The 15,329-nt window shown below is 72.4% G+C and carries 15 protein-coding genes; 10 read left to right on the top strand and 5 right to left on the bottom strand.

Features of this window, described 5'->3' with window-relative positions; genetic code table 11:
• Positions 1-50 precede the first annotated feature (50 nt).
• Positions 51-662: a rhomboid family intramembrane serine protease gene (locus tag ACZ7LY_RS07965; protein ID WP_471623653.1), complete on the bottom strand. Its 612-nt coding sequence runs from the start codon at positions 660-662 to the stop codon at positions 51-53.
• Between the two features lie 109 nt (positions 663-771).
• Here ACZ7LY_RS07965 and ACZ7LY_RS07960 point away from each other — a divergent pair, with 109 nt between their 5' ends.
• Complete coding sequence (locus ACZ7LY_RS07960) at positions 772-1,455, top strand: UbiX family flavin prenyltransferase (protein WP_471623652.1); 684 nt, start codon at positions 772-774, stop codon at positions 1,453-1,455.
• Here the strand turns inward: ACZ7LY_RS07960 and ACZ7LY_RS07955 are convergent.
• Positions 1,452-1,586, bottom strand: a complete 135-nt coding sequence (locus ACZ7LY_RS07955) for a hypothetical protein (protein WP_471623651.1) — start codon at positions 1,584-1,586, stop codon at positions 1,452-1,454. The two genes, ACZ7LY_RS07960 and ACZ7LY_RS07955, sit on opposite strands and share 4 nt — an antisense overlap.
• 139 nt (positions 1,587-1,725) lie before the next feature.
• Here ACZ7LY_RS07955 and ACZ7LY_RS07950 point away from each other — a divergent pair, with 139 nt between their 5' ends.
• The 6 genes from ACZ7LY_RS07950 to ACZ7LY_RS07925 all read left to right on the top strand — a co-directional run bounded on the left by ACZ7LY_RS07950 (position 1,726) and on the right by ACZ7LY_RS07925 (position 7,138).
• The gene (locus ACZ7LY_RS07950; RefSeq protein ID WP_471623650.1) at positions 1,726-2,181 is read left to right on the top strand and encodes an Lrp/AsnC family transcriptional regulator; all 456 of its coding nucleotides are present in this window, start codon (positions 1,726-1,728) and stop codon (positions 2,179-2,181) included.
• A gap of 65 nt (positions 2,182-2,246) precedes the next feature.
• A complete protein-coding gene (mqnE, locus tag ACZ7LY_RS07945; RefSeq protein ID WP_471623649.1) occupies positions 2,247-3,410 on the top strand; it encodes an aminofutalosine synthase MqnE in 1,164 nt (387 codons plus the stop codon).
• A 211-nt stretch (positions 3,411-3,621) separates the two neighbouring features.
• Positions 3,622-4,191 (top strand): hypothetical protein, encoded by a 570-nt coding sequence (locus ACZ7LY_RS07940; RefSeq protein WP_471623648.1) that lies wholly within the window; start codon positions 3,622-3,624, stop codon positions 4,189-4,191.
• 114 nt (positions 4,192-4,305) lie between these two features.
• Positions 4,306-4,602: a DUF4229 domain-containing protein gene (locus ACZ7LY_RS07935; protein ID WP_471623647.1), complete on the top strand. Its 297-nt coding sequence runs from the start codon at positions 4,306-4,308 to the stop codon at positions 4,600-4,602.
• A 407-nt stretch (positions 4,603-5,009) separates the two neighbouring features.
• Positions 5,010-6,356: a dicarboxylate/amino acid:cation symporter gene (locus ACZ7LY_RS07930; RefSeq protein ID WP_471623646.1), complete on the top strand. Its 1,347-nt coding sequence runs from the start codon at positions 5,010-5,012 to the stop codon at positions 6,354-6,356.
• Between the two features lie 167 nt (positions 6,357-6,523).
• Positions 6,524-7,138 (top strand): TetR/AcrR family transcriptional regulator, encoded by a 615-nt coding sequence (locus ACZ7LY_RS07925; protein WP_471623849.1) that lies wholly within the window; start codon positions 6,524-6,526, stop codon positions 7,136-7,138.
• On the opposite strand, the gene ACZ7LY_RS07920 is transcribed toward ACZ7LY_RS07925, so the two are convergent.
• Both ACZ7LY_RS07920 and ACZ7LY_RS07915 read right to left on the bottom strand, forming a co-directional pair.
• Complete coding sequence (locus tag ACZ7LY_RS07920; RefSeq protein ID WP_471623645.1) at positions 7,107-8,003, bottom strand: MaoC family dehydratase; 897 nt, start codon at positions 8,001-8,003, stop codon at positions 7,107-7,109. The two genes, ACZ7LY_RS07925 and ACZ7LY_RS07920, sit on opposite strands and share 32 nt — an antisense overlap.
• A gap of 418 nt (positions 8,004-8,421) precedes the next feature.
• Positions 8,422-9,762: a 3-oxoacyl-ACP reductase gene (locus ACZ7LY_RS07915; protein ID WP_471623644.1), complete on the bottom strand. Its 1,341-nt coding sequence runs from the start codon at positions 9,760-9,762 to the stop codon at positions 8,422-8,424.
• 69 nt (positions 9,763-9,831) lie between these two features.
• On the opposite strand from ACZ7LY_RS07915, the gene ACZ7LY_RS07910 reads away from it, so the two are divergent.
• Positions 9,832-11,148 (top strand): acetyl-CoA C-acetyltransferase, encoded by a 1,317-nt coding sequence (locus ACZ7LY_RS07910; protein WP_471623643.1) that lies wholly within the window; start codon positions 9,832-9,834, stop codon positions 11,146-11,148.
• Positions 11,149-11,179: 31 nt separating this feature from the next.
• Here ACZ7LY_RS07910 and ACZ7LY_RS07905 read toward each other — a convergent pair whose 3' ends face one another.
• Positions 11,180-12,040, bottom strand: a complete 861-nt coding sequence (locus ACZ7LY_RS07905) for a helix-turn-helix domain-containing protein (RefSeq protein ID WP_471623642.1) — start codon at positions 12,038-12,040, stop codon at positions 11,180-11,182.
• 222 nt (positions 12,041-12,262) lie between these two features.
• Between ACZ7LY_RS07905 and ACZ7LY_RS07900 the strand changes: the two genes are divergently transcribed.
• A complete protein-coding gene (locus ACZ7LY_RS07900) occupies positions 12,263-13,660 on the top strand; it encodes an MFS transporter (protein ID WP_471623641.1) in 1,398 nt (465 codons plus the stop codon).
• Positions 13,661-14,049: 389 nt separating this feature from the next.
• The gene (locus ACZ7LY_RS07895; RefSeq protein WP_471623640.1) at positions 14,050-15,300 is read left to right on the top strand and encodes an MFS transporter; all 1,251 of its coding nucleotides are present in this window, start codon (positions 14,050-14,052) and stop codon (positions 15,298-15,300) included.
• Positions 15,301-15,329 lie beyond the last annotated feature (29 nt).

Below are 15,329 nucleotides of genomic sequence, written 5' to 3'. Positions count from 1 at the left end.
AATCAGCCACGGCGGACCGTCAGACGAAGAACTCACGCGCCGGCGCTGGACTACAGGCCTGTTTGGGGGCGGCCCGTTCGCAATACGTAGGCCGAGGCCACTCCTGCCAGGAGGCCGATCAGATGGCCCTGCCAGCTGATGCCCTGGTGGAGAGGGGAAAGCCCCGCGAGGAACGTCGTGCCCCAGACCGCCGCCACCGCCACCCCGACCACGACCCCGAGCGCCCGCCGCTCCACGAACCCCCCGATCACGACGAACCCGAACAGCCCGAAGATCAGCCCCGAAGCCCCCGCGGTGTTCGTATGGGCCGGCGCCACGAGCCACACCCCGAGCCCGTCCGCGACGACGATCAGCGCACAGGCGGCCAGGAACCGGCGTATGCCGGACAGCGCGGCGATGAACCCGAGGACGAGCAGCGGTATCGAGTTCCCCGCGACATGGCCGAAGCCGAAGTGGATGAAGGCCGCCGGGACCACGTCCACCAGCTCCGCCGGATCACGCGGCTCGATGCCGAACCGGTCGAGCGCGTGCCCGGACGCCGAGTCCACCGCTTCGAGCAGCCACAGCAGCGCCACCCACCCCACCATGAGCTTGCCCGCGGCCATCGCCCGCTCGCCCGCCGACCACTTCGGCCGCTCCGCCCGCGACACCTCGTACGTCATCGCACCGCCCCCCCGCCCCGGGCCCGTGGCCCGGCGTGTCCTCTCACGGACCCAACGCCCCTGGCCCCTGCTCAAGTTCCCATGATGGCCCGCCGGATAGGCTCGTGGTGTGGAGCACGTCGAAACAAGCAGTCGCAAGCCCTGGGTGGTCGGTGTCTCCGGCGCGTCCGGAACCCCGTACGCCGCGTCCGTGCTGCGGGCGCTGATCGGTGCGGGGGAGGCCGTCGACCTCGTCGTCTCGCGGGCCTCGCGGCTGACGCTGCTGGACGAGACCGGGATCTCCTTCCGTGACGCGCACTGGCGCGAGGACCTGGAGACCTGGCTCGCGCGGGGCGCGGACGGCAAGCCCGGCACGTTCACGGGCCTGGATCTGAGCGGCGTACGGTACTGGCCGGCCGGGGACCTCGCGGCGGGGCCTTCGTCGGGTTCGTACCCGGTCAAGGGGATGCTCATCGTGCCGGCTTCGACGGCGTGCGTCGCCGGGGTGGCGCTCGGGCTCTCCAAGGACCTGCTCCAGCGGGCGGCGAGCGTGACGCTCAAGGAGAGGCGCCGGCTGGTGGTGACGGTGCGGGAGACCCCGCTGAACGGGCAGACCCTGCGGCATCTGGTGACGCTGGACGAGGCGGGCGCGGTCGTGCTGCCCGCCTCGCCGGCGTTCTACGCGGGGGCGACGCACATCCAGGATCTGGTGGACTTCATCGCGGGGCGGGCGCTGGACGCGGCAGGGGTGCCGCACACGCTGTACCGCCGTTGGGAGGGAGAGCTCAGGGGTGGCTCTCGGGATGATGGTTAGCGCTTCTTGGCGCGGGGGGCGTGCTTCTTCGCCGCGCGGCGCTCGTCGGTGGCGGACTGGTGGACACGCGAGCGGTTGGCCTGGTCCTGCATCTCGCGCATGCGGGCGTAGGCCATCTCGATCGTGAACACGGTGACAACACTCCTGGATTCGATGGATCTTCGCTGATCCGCTGATTGAGCTTTAGATTTTGCGGGGTGTCGTCCCCGCGCGCCTTAGATTCTACACGTAAGCTCGCGTAAACGCTGAACAATGAAAGGCTTTGGACCTATGGACGCCGTGGACAGGCAGCTCATCCAGGCCCTGCGCGAGAACGGCCGCGCCTCGTATGCGGAACTGGGCCGTCTCGTCGGCCTGTCCGGACCCAGCGTCACGGACCGCATCAACCGCCTGGAGGCGGCCGGGGTCATCACCGGCTACCGGGCCACCGTCGACTCCGCCTCGCTCGGCCTCGGCGTCACCGCGCTCATCGGCATCTCGCTCAGCGACGCCACCGACCACGAGGACGTCGCCCAGCGCCTGAAGGACCTGCACGAGATCGAGGACTGCTGGTTCATCGCGGGCGACGACTCGTACATGCTCAAGGTGCGCGCCGGGGACGTGGACGGGCTGGAGAAGACCATCCGGCGCCTGAGCGGCACCAAGGGCGTCTCCCGCACCCGCACCACCATCGTCCTCTCCACGAAGTGGGAGAACCGCGTCGGCGAGCTGCCCGACGAGGTGTGAGCGGGCCTGTCGGTGCGGGGGCGTACGGTGGGCTCAGTCTTGGCAAGGTGAGGAGAGGTACGGGCATGGACGCAGGGCTCAAGCGCGAGCTGGAGCAGAAGGTCAGGGACGGCGAGCGGCTGTCCCGCGAGGACGGCATCGCACTCTACGAGTCGGACGACCTGGCCTGGCTCGGCGGCCTCGCGCACGAGGTCCGTACGCGCAAGAACGGCGACGTCGTCCACTTCAACGTGAACCGTCACCTCAACATGACGAACGTGTGCACCGCCTCCTGCGCCTACTGCTCCTTCCAGCGCAAGCCGGGCGAGAAGGACGCGTACACGATGCGCATCGAGGAGGCCGTCAAGCTCGCCAAGGCGATGGAGTCGGAGCACCTCACCGAGCTGCACATCGTCAACGGCCTGCACCCGAACCTGCCGTGGCGCTACTACCCGCGCTCCCTCAAGGCGCTCAAGGAAGCCCTGCCGGACGTCGGCCTCAAGGCGTTCACGGCCACCGAGATCCACCACTTCGAGAAGATCTCCGGGCTGTCCGCCTCCGAGATCCTCGACGAGCTGATCGACGCCGGCCTCGAATCGCTGACCGGCGGCGGCGCGGAGATCTTCGACTGGGAGATCCGGCAGCACATCGTCGACCACGACACCCACTGGGAGGACTGGTCGCGCATCCACCGGCTCGCCCACGAGAAGGGGCTCAAGACGCCGGCGACCATGCTGTACGGGCACATCGAGGAGCCCCGGCACCGCGTCGACCACGTCCTGCGCCTGCGCGAACTCCAGGACGAGACGAACGGCTTCCAGGTCTTCATCCCGCTGCGCTACCAGCACGACTTCGTGGACATGAAGGACGGCAAGGTACGCAACCGGCTCCAGGCCCGCACCACCATGGCCACCGGTGCGGAGTCCCTGAAGACCTTCGCCGTGTCGCGGCTGCTCTTCGACAACGTCCCGCACGTGAAGTGCTTCTGGGTGATGCACGGGCTGCAGACGACGCAGCTCGCGTTGCAGCACGGGGCGGACGACATGGACGGGTCGGTCGTCGAGTACAAGATCACGCATGACGCGGACGACTTCGGTACGCCGAGCAAGCTCACGCGGGAGGATCTGCTGGACCTCATCCGCGATGCGGGGTTCCGGCCGGTCGAGCGGAACACTCGGTACGAGATCCTCCGGGAGTTCGACGGGCCTGATGCGGGGCGGCGCGATGAGCCCCAGCCCATGAGGGTCTGACCCCGGTCGGGGGTTGTTGTTCGTCTGACGGTGGGTGGGGGCTGGTCGCGCAGTTCCCCGCGCCCCTGAAGCATGCACTGCGTGCAGCTTCCCCGGCACGCCGGGACTTCTGGCCGTTTATATGGGGCTTATGGCCGTAGTGGGGGTGTAAGGAGCGGGGGTACTTTGTGAATGTCTTCACAAAGTACCCCCGCTCTAGGAAGAAGGGGCCATGGCCCTCAACACTCCCGACCGCACCCGTAGCCCCCGAGAAGCCACGGCGACCCCCGACACCCCCCGGCCCGACGCGACGGCGTCCCCCGCCCTGCGGGGCCTGCTCGCCGCCGCCCGCGTGATCGGCGGGTTCTACTTCCTGTGGCCGTTCCTCGACAAGACGTTCGGCCTGGGCAAGTCCACCCCCTCCGAGGGGAGCTGGCTCAACGGCGGACACCCCACCGAAGGCTTCCTGCTGCACGGGACGAAGGGCCCCTTCGCCCACATCTTCGACTCGGTCGCCGGAGCCTGGTGGATGGACACCCTGTTCATGCTCGGCCTGCTGGGCGTCGGCCTGGCGATGATCCTCGGCATCGGCATGCGGATCGCGGCCGGCGCGGGCACGCTGATGCTGGCCTTCATGTGGCTGGTCACCCTGTGGCCGGACGCGAACCCGGTCCTCGACGCCCACTGGATGATCGCCCTGGTGCTGCTGATCACGGCCGCGACCGGCGCGGGCCGCTTCTACGGCCTCGGCGAGGTCTGGGCCCGCATCCCGCTGGTCCGTAAGAACCCCTGGCTGATCTGACCGCCCCGGCGGACCCCCGCGGGCCCCGCCGACCGCGAGCGCCCCTCCGCGTGCTTCACTGGAGGGGCGCTCGTCCTGTAAGGGCACCTTTTCGGAACGGAAGAGTGGATTGACATGCTCCGCTACACGCTGATGCGCCTCGGGATCTTCGTGGGCTGCTTCCTCGTCGTCTGGGGTCTCGTCGCCACCGGCATCGTCCCCGCCGGCATCGGCGGTTCGTACTGGCTGTGGATCGCCCTGCTCTCCCTGGTCGTCTCGGCCCCGCTCAGCTTCGTGCTGCTGCGCGGCGAGCGCGACCGCGCCTCGGAGAAGATCGTCGCCCGCGTGGACCGCGCCAAGGCGAACATGGACGCCAACCGCACCATGGAGGACGACGCGGACGACGCCGCCCGCGCCCAGCACACCTCGTAAGCCCCGCGTACGGCACCCCCGTACCGCACCTCCGTACGGCACCCCCGTACGTCAGGTACGTCACACCGGCTTCGGCCCCGGCACCGCTCAGGTGTCGGGGCCGCCTGTGTTTTCAAGGCGAATGGGGAGAAAAGGCCCATGACGTGGAGCCCTGCCCCAAAGAAGCCCTTTGATGTTCCCAAAGGGTCGGTGTTAACGTCTCCGTCATGAAGACAGCAGCCGCGCACCGTGAGGCCATGAGCGTCCAGCTCGTGGCGCGCCTGCATGTCGATCTCTGCCGCTGCATGTCCGCGGCCTGTCGCGCCTGACGCGACCCTCCCGATGCAGCGGCGCCGCCCCTTTCCTCGCGGCCGCCGCTCCCGTACGTCCCCGCCTCTTCCCCGCGTGTCCTCACTGGAGTTGCATCCGTGTCCGCGAACACCCCCGCCGCCGAACAGAAGCGCGGCTTCCGCATACCGATCCCCTTCTGGGCCCAGGTCCTGCTCGGCCTCGTCGTCGGTCTGGCCCTCGGCTTCGTCGCCCGTACCTACGACGTGTCGTGGCTGGCCACGACCCTCGACAAGGTCGGCGGCCTGTTCATCCAGCTCCTCAAGCTCGCGGTCGCCCCGCTGGTCTTCTTCGCGATCCTGGTGTCCATCACCAATCTGCGGAAGGTCAACAACGCGGCCCGCCTGGCCACCCGTACGCTGCTCTGGTTCATGATCACCTCGCTGATCGCGGTCGTCATCGGCCTCGCCATCGGCCTGATCACCAACCCCGGCGACGGCTCGAAGCTCACCGCCGCCGACGGCGCCAAGCCCGACCACGCGGGCAGCTGGCTCGACTTCCTGACGGGCATCGTCCCGACCGACGTCGTCACGCCGTTCACCCAGCTCAACGTGCTCCAGATCGTCTTCATGGCCGTCGTCGCCGGCATCGCGATCCTGAAGATCGGCGAGAAGGCCAAGCCGATCCTCACGCTCTCCGAGTCGGTCCTCGAACTGCTCCAGAAGGCCCTGTGGTGGGTCATCCTGCTCGCCCCGATCGGCTCCGCCGGTCTCATCGGCCGCGCCATCGTCCAGTACGGCTGGGACCTGCTCGGCAACTACGCGACGTTCACGATCGACATCTACGTCGGCTGCGCCCTGGTCCTCTTCGGCGTCTACCCGCTGCTCCTCGCCACCGTCGGCAAGCTGAACCCGCTGCAGTTCTTCAAGGGCGCCTGGCCCGCGATCCAGCTCGCGTTCGTCTCCCGCTCCTCGGTCGGCACCATGCCGGTCACCCAGCAGTCGGCGATCCGCCTCGGCGTCCCGAAGGACTACGCCTCCTTCGCCGTGCCGTTCGGCGCCACCACCAAGATGGACGGCTGCGCCGCGATCTACCCGGCGATCTCCGCGATCTTCGTCGCGCAGATCTTCCACATCGAGCTGAGCATCAAGGAGTACCTGCTCATCGCGTTCGTCTCGGTCATCGGCTCCGCCGCGACCGCCGGCCTCACCGGCGCGACCGTCATGCTGACGCTGACCCTGTCCACCCTCGGCCTGCCCATGGAGGGCGTCGGCCTGCTCCTCGCCATCGACCCGATCCTCGACATGATGCGCACCGCCACCAACGTGGCCGGCCAGGCGCTCGTCCCGGTGATCGTCTCCGCCCGCGAGAAGATCCTCGACCACGTGAAGTACGACAACGCCACGGCGGCCGGCTTCGACGAGGACATCGAGGTCTACGAGCACTCCCCGCGCGACGAGTCGCAGGCGGTGCCCGCCGCCGCCTGACGGCCCTATAGGCCCGTCGCACCGCCCGTGCCCCGCCCCCGGAACCACTCCGGGCGCGGGCACGGGCGTGTCCGGGGCCCGCTTAGGCTTTGCGGGAGTACGACAGTGACGGAAAGGCGGCCGGTGTGGGCGGCGACGTGAAGTCCGGGGTGGTACGGCACAAGAGGATGCCTCGGGCCGAGCGGGAGCGGCAGATGCTGGACGCCGCGGTCAAGGTCTTCGGCGAGCGCGGCTACCGGGCCGCGTCGATGGACGAGATCGCCGAACTCGCCGGGGTCTCCAAGCCGCTGGTCTACCTGTACCTGAACTCCAAGGAAGACCTCTTCACCGCCTGCATCCGGCGCGAGGCCGCCGCGCTCGTCGCCGCCGTACGGGCCGGGGTGCGGCCCGGCGCGCCCGCCGACCGGCAGTTGTGGGAGGGCCTGACCGCGTTCTTCTCGCACACCGCGGGCCACCCCGACGGGTGGGCCGTGCTGCACAGCCAGGCCACCAGCGGCGGCGAGCCCTTCGTCGCCGAGGTCGGCGCGATGCGCGACGAGATCGTCGCCTTCGTCACCTCCCTGATCGCCGAGGCCGCCCGCGAGGCCCACGGCGACCCCGAACTGGCCGAGCGGGAGGTCGCCGGGCTCGCGCAGGCGCTGGTCGGCGCGGCCGAGGCGCTCGCCGGGTGGGCCAACTCCGACGCGTCCGTCTCCGCGAAGGAAGCCGCCGGGACGATGATGAACTTCGCCTGGGCCGGTCTCGGCAACCTCATGTCGGGCCGGCGCTGGTCCCCTCGCTGACCTCACCGGTGACGTGCGTCCGCCCGCCGCGGGCGTCCCGCAGTTCGAACGCCGTCCCCTTCGCCGCGTACGTCACCGTGCCGGGCAGCAGCACCGGCGCCCTGAAGTGCGCCTCGGCGCGCAGCGGGCCGTGCGCGCCGAACTCCGCGAGGCAGCGGGCCACCGTCCACATGCCGTGTGCGATGGCGCGCGGGAAGCCGAAGACGCGGGCGGTCAGCGGGTGCAGATGGATCGGGTTGCGGTCCCCTGACACGGCCGCGTACCGGCGTCCCAGGTCGGCGGCGACCTGCCACTCGGCGAGGGCCGGCAGCGGGGCGCTCTCCGCGCGGGGTCCGGGGCGTTCGGCGGGGGGTGCCTCGGGCGTGCGGTGCCGGGCCAGGTACGTGCTCGTCGACTGCCATACGGGGGTGCCGTCCCGGCGCAGTTCGGTGAGCGCCACCGCTTCCGTGCCGCGGCGGTGCGGGCGGAACTCCGTGATCTCCACGGACAGTTCGTAGGGCTCGGCGGGCGGCAGGCCGTGGTGCTGGGTCACCTCGATCGAGGTGTGGACGAGGCCGAGCAGCGGCAGGGGGAAGGCGCGGGCCGCCATGAGCCGCATCGCCAGCGGGAAGCCGAGGATGTGCGGGTAGGTGACGGGGAGTTCGTCGCGGGGGCGGTCGGTGGGGAAGCCGCAGGTGCGTTCGTACGCGGTGAGGTGGGCGGGGTCGATCTTCGTGCGGGGGAGGGTGAGGCGTACCCCGGGTACGGGGGTGGCGGTGGCTCCGGCCGGCTTCTTCAGGGGGGAGAGGGCGGCGCCCTTCAGCATGGTGGGGAGCAGGGGCGGGGGCCCGGTGAGGGTGACGGTTCGTATCTGCGGCGCACTCATAAGCGGCGCCCTCCTTGTCTGCGACGGCCCCTGCGGGGCTTTCAGCGCCGGTTATTTCAAGCCCCTCCGGCGATTGAGGAGCGGGGTCTGGGGCGGAGCCCCAGGGGCGGGTGCCGGGTGCGGGTTTCGTCGTGGCTGGTCGCGCAGTTCCCCGCGCCCCTGACGGGGCTGCCAGCCCCGGCACTTCTTCGGCGCCCCCCGCCTTGGGCAATCTGCCGCCTGGGGCGGCAGGGTGGGCAAGGCGGCACCCAGCGCGGGGTAAGTGCACGTTGTGCCTCGGGTGCAGCCCCGGTGGGGCTTCTCGCGCAGTTCCCCGCGCCCCTTAGGGGCTGGCCTGAGCGCCTGCTCCCAGCCTCCCCGGCGATTGAGGGGGGGCTGGCCCCGGCGGAAGAGTTCCGGAACTGGAGATCCCGTTGCGCTAGGCGCCCAGGAGGCTTTGGCCGCAGACCCTCAAGACCTGCCCGTTGACCGCCCCGGACGCAGCGGACGCGAACCACGCCGTCGCCTCCGCGACATCCACCGGAAGCCCGCCCTGCCCAAGGGAGTTCATCCGCCGCCCCGCCTCCCGGATGAACAACGGCACCGCCGCCGTCATCCGCGTCTCGATGAACCCCGGCGCCACCGCGTTCACCGTCACCCCGTGCTCGGCGGCGGCCCGGGGCGCGAGCCCCCGTACGAGCCCGACGATCCCCGCCTTGCTGGCCGCGTAATTGGTCTGCCCGGCGTTCCCCGCGATCCCCGCGATGGAGGCCGTGGCGACGATCCGGCCGCCCCGCGCCAGCGCCCCCGCCGCCAGCAGAGCGTCGGTGGTCCGCAGCACGCTCGCCAGATTGACGTCGATGACCGAACTCCAGCGCTCGGCGGGCATGTTGGCCAGCCGCCGGTCCCGCGTGATGCCCGCGTTGTGGACGAGGATGTCGAGCCCGTCGTCGGCGGTGAAGCGCGCGATGGCCTCGCCCGCGTCCGCCGCCGTGATGTCCAGCGGCAGCGCCCTCCCGCCGAGCCGCGCGGCGACCTTGGCGAGGTCGTCCTCGGCGGAGGGCACGTCGAGCAGCACGACCCGCGCCCCGTCGCGGACCAGCGTCTCGGCGACGGCCTCGCCGATGCCCCGGGCCGCGCCGGTGACGAGGGCGGTGCGCCCGGCGAGCGGCGCGGCCCAGTCCTCGGGCGCCGTCGGCCCGTCCGCGTCGGCGCCGACCTCGATGACCTGTCCGCTGACGTACGCCGAGCGCGGCGAGAGCAGGAAGCGCAGGGTGGACTCGGCGGCGTCGACCGGGCCCGCGATCCGCACGAGGTTGACCGTACGGCCGCGCCCGATCTCCTTGCCGAGCGAGCGGGTGAACCCCTCCAACGCCTGCTGGACGGCGGCCTGATGGTGGTCGTCGGCGGCGGGCGGCGCCCCGAGCACGACGACCCGCCCGCTCGCGGCGACGGAACGTACCGAGGGGTGCAGGGCCGCGTGCACCTCGGCCAGGCCCTCGGTGTCGCGGACGGCGGTGGCGTCCACGACGACGGCGGCCGGCCGCTCCGCGCCGCCGCCGGAGAGCGACCCGCGCACGGTGAGACCGGTGCGGGCGAGCAGCGCCGACAGCTCCTTGCGGTGGGCCGACTCACCGGCGGTGAAGTGCAGCAACTGCCCCTCGAGTGAGGGGCGTTCAGGGCTGTGGCGGCGCAGCGGCGCGGGCTGGGGGAGTCCGAGGCGTTTGGTCAGGAAGCGGCCGGGGGCCGTGCCGGTGAAGTTCAGATAGCGATCGGCCATTGTCCAACTCCCTGCTCGGTCGTAAATTTACTTCGGAGTAAGGTTACTCAGTAGTCAGGAGTTGTCGAGATGGCCCCCGCGAAAACCGCGAAATCCGCCAGGACCCAGGCGGCACCGCCCCGCCGCGTCGCCGTCGTCGACGGCAGCCGCATCCCGTTCGCCCGCTCCGACGGCCCGTACGCCACGGCCTCCAACCAGGAGATGCTGACGGCCGCGCTCGACGGCCTCGTCACCCGCCTCGGCCTGCGCGAGCCGGGCGCCGTGGGGGAGTTCGTGGCCGGTGCCGTCCTCAAGCACAGCCGGGACTTCAACCTCGCCCGCGAGACCGTGCTCGGCTCGGCGCTGGACGCGCGGACCCCCGCGTACGACATCCAGCAGGCGTGCGGCACCGGCCTCCAGGCCGTCATCGCCGCCGCCAACAAGATCGCCCTCGGCCAGACCGAGAGCGCGATCGCGGGCGGCGCCGACACCGCGAGCGACGCGCCCCTCGGCGTCAACGACGAGCTGCGCCGCATCCTGCTCGCCGCCCGCCGCGCCAAGACCCCCGGCGCCCGCCTCAAGGCGCTGGCCCGCATCCGCCCCCAGCACCTCGTGCCCGACATCCCGCGCAACGCCGAACCCCGTACGGGCCTGTCCATGGGCGAGCACGCCGCCGTCACCGCCCGCGCCTGGGGCATCACCCGCGAGGCCCAGGACGAACTGGCCGCCACCAGCCACCAGCGCCTTGCCGCCGCCTACGACCGGGGGCTGCTCGATCAACTGGTCGTCCCGTTCCGGGGACTTGAGCGCGACCAGAACCTGCGCCCGGGCTCGACCGTCGAGAAACTCGCCACCCTCAAGCCGGTGTTCGGCGTGAAGGACCCCAACCCGACCATGACAGCGGGCAATTCGACGCCGCTCACCGACGGCGCCGCCCTCGTCCTGCTGGCCAGCGAGGAGTGGGCGCGCGCACGCGGCCTGGAACCCCTCGCGTACCTCACCGCCTACGAGACGGCCGCCGTCGACTTCGTGCACGGTGACGTCACCGGCGGCGAGGGCGACGGCCTGCTCATGGCGCCCGCGTACGCCGTGCCGCGCATGCTGGAGCGGGCCGGGCTCGGCATGGGCGACTTCGATCTGATCGAGGTGCACGAGGCGTTCGCCTCGCAGGTCCTCGCCACCCTCGCCGCGTGGGAGAAGGCGGGCCTCGACCCCGTCGACCGGGACCGGCTCAACGTCGCCGGGTCCTCCCTCGCCACCGGCCACCCCTTCGCCGCGACCGGCGCCCGCATCGTCGCCACCCTCGCCCGGCTCCTCGCGGCGCGCGGCGGCACCGGCCGGGGCCTGATCTCCATCTGCGCGGCCGGCGGCCAGGGCGTCACGGCGATCCTGGAGCGCCCCGAGTGAGCCCCGGCCCGGACGCCGCCCCCCGCGCGGTTCAGGCGGCGTCCAGGTCCAGCTCGCGCATCGCCTTCTCGGCCGGGGAGCCCGGCTCGGCCTGGTAGACGACCATGCGCTGGCCGCCCGTGCGGGCCAGCCGCAGCACCTCGTACGTCAACGTCATGTCGCCCACCAGCGGATGCGCGAAGCGCTTCGTGCCGCCGCTGCGCTCGGACACCTCGTACCGGTCCCACATCCGTGCGAACTCCGGCGACTTCAGCAGCAGTTCACCCACCAGCGCCGCCATCCTCGGGTCGTCCGGGTCCGCGCCGCCGACCGCCCGCAGATGCGCCACCGAGCGGGCCACCGTCTCCTCCCACGGCACGAACAGCTCGCGCGCCGCCGGGTGGAGGAAGTGGTAGCGCGTCAGGCTGCGCTGCTCCGCCGGCCAGTCCCACAGGCCCGGCATCAGCCGCCGCCCCGCCGGGTTCGCCGCCAGCACGAAGCTGTACCGGTTCACGACGTACGCGGGCAGCGGGCGCAGCGCCTCCAGCATCCGCAGCACCGAGTCGCGGACCGTGTCGTCGGAGGTCGGGCGCGGCTCGGTGAACCGGCCGGACGCCAGCTCCGCCAGCTCGTGCAGCCGCTCGTGCGCGTCGCCGCACAGCCGCAGCGCGCGGGCGAGCGCGTCGATCACGGCGGCCGACGGGTTCGTCTCCCGCCCCCGCTCGAGGCGCGTGTAGTAGTCCACGCTCACCCCGGCGAGCGTCGCCAGCTCCTCGCGCCGCAGGCCGGGCGTGCGGCGCAGTCCCGTACCGGCGGGCAGCCCCGCCTCGGCCGGGGTCACCAGCGCGCGCCGGGCCCGCAGATACTTCCCCAGCTCGGTCCCGCCCACCGCCGTCCCCGTCGTCTGTGTCATACGGCCATTGTCCCCGCCCCGCGCCCCGCGTGAGGGGATGCGTCAGGACCAGGAACCCGGCGCCCCGGTGGAACACGGCCTGCCACCGCGCGCCCGCAGCCGGGACAGTGGAACCCGTCGCGGGTGGCCGGCGGCCGGGGACCCAGGGGGTGCGTGTCACCGGGCCGCGGCCCCGTCCACCGTCCACCCGCGCGCCCCACGTCCCGCAGCCAGGAGGCCCGCGTGAGCATCGCAGTCCGTACGAGAAGCGTCCCCGCCGCCGCGCGGGCGACGGCCGGCGCGGCCGCCTCGGGCGCCCCCGCGCTGATCGCGGCGCTGCTCGGCTTCACCGTCATCACCATCGACGTCTCCGCCGTCAACATCGCGCTGCCCGCCATCGGCACCGGCCTCAACGGCGGGATGGCGGGACTCCAGTGGGTCGTCGACGCGTACACGCTCATGTTCGCGGGGCTGATGCTGTCCGCCGGGGCGCTCGCCGACCGGGCCGGGGCGCGGCGCGCGTACGGCTGGGGCGTCGCGCTGTTCACCCTCGCCTCGCTGGGCTGCGCGCTCGCCCCCGGCATCGGCACGCTCGTCGCCGCCCGCGTCGCGCAGGGCGGGGCCGCGGCCCTCGTCATGCCCGCCTCCCTCGCGCTGGTCCGGCAGGCGTACGACGACGCCAGGCGCCGGGCGCGGGCCATCGCGCTGTGGACGATGGGCGGTTCGGTCGCCATGGCGGCGGGGCCCGTGCTCGGCGGGGTGCTCACCGAGAGCGTCGGCTGGCGGGCGGTCTTCCTGGTCAACCTGCCCGTCGGCGCGGCCGTCCTGCTGCTCCTCACCCGGGTCGCGCCGTCGCCGCGGCGGCCCGCGCCCTTCGACCTCCCGGGCCAGGTCACGGCCGTCGCCGCGCTCGCCGGGCTCACCTTCGCGGTGATCGAGGGCGGGCACGGCGGCTGGACATCGGCGCCGGTGCTCGGCGCGCTGGCGCTCGCGCTGGTCGCGGGGGTGTCGTTCGTCGCCGCCGAGCGGGCGCACCGGGCGCCGATGGTGCCGCTGGCGATGCTCCGCGAACGTACCGTCGCCGTCTCCCTCGCCGTCGGCTTCGCCATCAACGTCGGCTTCTACGGCATGGTGTTCCTGCTCGGCCTCTACCTCCAGCAGGGGCGCGGGATGTCGGCCGTCGGGGCGGGCCTGGTCTTCGTGCCGGTCGCGGCGGTCATCACGGCGACGAACCTCGTCTCGCCGCGCATGGCGGAGCGGTTCGGGCGGCGGCCCGTCATCGTCATCGGCCAACTCGTGCTGGCGCTCGCCATGTTCGTCATGATCCCCGTCGGCACGGGCACGCCGCTGTGGCTGGTGCTGCTGGCGCTGGTGCCGACCGGGCTCGGGGGAGCGTTCGCCATTCCGGCGGTCACCGCGATGCTGATGGAGGCGGTGCCGGGGGAGCGGGTCGGGACGGCTTCGGGACTGCTGAATGCCTTGCGGCAGACGGGTGGGGCGTTGGCGGTCGCCGTCTTCGGGGGGTTGCTCAGTGAGGGGTTCTCTGTGGGGGGCATGCGGGTTGCTCTGCTGGTGGCGGGGGGTCTGCTGACCGGCACGTCTTTGCTGGCAGCACTGCGACTCCCTCGCCGGGTGCGTTGAGGTCGAGCGCGCAGTTCCCCGCGCCCCTGAGGTGACAGCCCCGGCTGGTGGTTCTTCGTCTACAGCGTGCGCTGTGGCCGCTCGCGCAGTTCCCCGCGCCCCTGGCGGGGTTGCCATCCCCGGCACTTCTTCGGCGCCCCGCGCCGCCTTGGGCAGTCTGCCGCCTGGGGCGGCAGGGTGGGCAAGGCGGCACCCAGCGCCCGGTGCGTAAAGGTCGAGCGTTCAGTTCAGCCCGGTGGGGCTTCTCGCGCCGTTCCCCGCGCCCCTGAGGGGGCTGGCCTCAGCGCATACTCCCAGCCTTTCCGGCGGTTGAGGAGAGGTGATTGGCCCAGGGGGGCGGGGGCTGAGTTGCCCATGGGGGGCGGGCCAGTTGGACTTAGGTTGGGGGGATGTTGAAGTCGCGCCCGTTCGTAGGGGCCCTCGGTGTCGCCCAGTTCGCCAACTCCGTAGGAGACGGCGCCTATTACGTCACGTCCGCCCTCTACTTCACCCGCGTCATCGGCCTCTCCGCCCCCCAGATCGGCCTCGGCCTGACACTCGCATGGGCCGTCGGCGCGCTAGCCGGAGTACCGCTGGGGGCGCTCGCCGACCGGCGCGGCCCGCGCGGCACCTCCGTCGTGCTGGCACTCGCCACGGCCGCCTCGGTGCTGGCGTTCCTGGTGATCCGCTCCTACCCGGCGTTCCTGCTCGCGGTGCTGGCCTACGCGGTCGCCCAGTGCGGACTCGCCGCCGCCCGCCAGGCCCTGCTCGCCTCCCTCGTCGCCCCCGCCGACCGCACCGCCGCCCTCGCCCGCCTCCAGTCCACGCTGAACGCGGGCCTCGCCGTAGGCGCCGGCGTCGGCGGTCTCGCGCTCCAGCAGGACACCCGCGCCGCCTACCTCACCGTCTTCGCCCTGGACGGCGCCGGGTTCGCCCTCTGCGCGCTGCTGCTGAGCCGCCTGCCCGCCGCCACGCCCGCCGCGCCCGCCGCGACCCCGGCGCCCGGGCCCCGGCTCGCGGTGCTGCGCGACCGCCCGTACGCGGCGGTGACCCTCCTGAACGCCGTGCTGCTGCTGCGCATGCCGCTGCTCTCCCTCGCCGTCCCGCTGTGGACGGTCACCCACACGCGCGCGCCCGGCTGGCTGGTCTCCGCGCTGTTCGTCCTCAACACCCTCGGCGTCATGGCCCTCCAGGTCCGCGCGGCCCGCGCCGTACGGGACCTGCCCTCGGCGGTACGGGTCATGCGGCGCGCCGGGGCGGCCCTCCTCGCGGCCTGCGCGGTGTTCGCGGCGTCGGCGGCGCCCCGCGCCCCCTGGCAGGCGGCCGTGCTCCTCGTCGCCGCCTCCGCCCTGCTGCTCCTCGGCGAGATGTGGCAGTCGGCGAGCTCCTGGCACCTGGCCTTCGACCTCGCCCCGGCCGCCCGCGTCGGCCAGTACCAGGGCTTCTTCGGTACGGGAGTGCCGCTCGCCCGCACAGCGGGCCCCCTGGTGCTGACCGCGCTGGTGCTCGGCTGGGGCGTACCGGGGTGGCTGCTGCTCGGCGCGGTCCTCCTCGCGGCGGGCGCGGCGACCGGGCCGGCCGCCCGCTGGGCCGACGCCTCCCGGGACAAAGGCAGGAGCCCCGCTGCCGTACGGCGCGGGGCTCCTTGGGTACTGCGCTAGGTTCCGGATCAGGACACGGCGTGAACCGT

The sequence above is a fragment of the Streptomyces sp. NPDC107550 genome (assembly GCF_055639095.1).
This window is presented reverse-complemented; position numbering and strand designations above follow the sequence as displayed.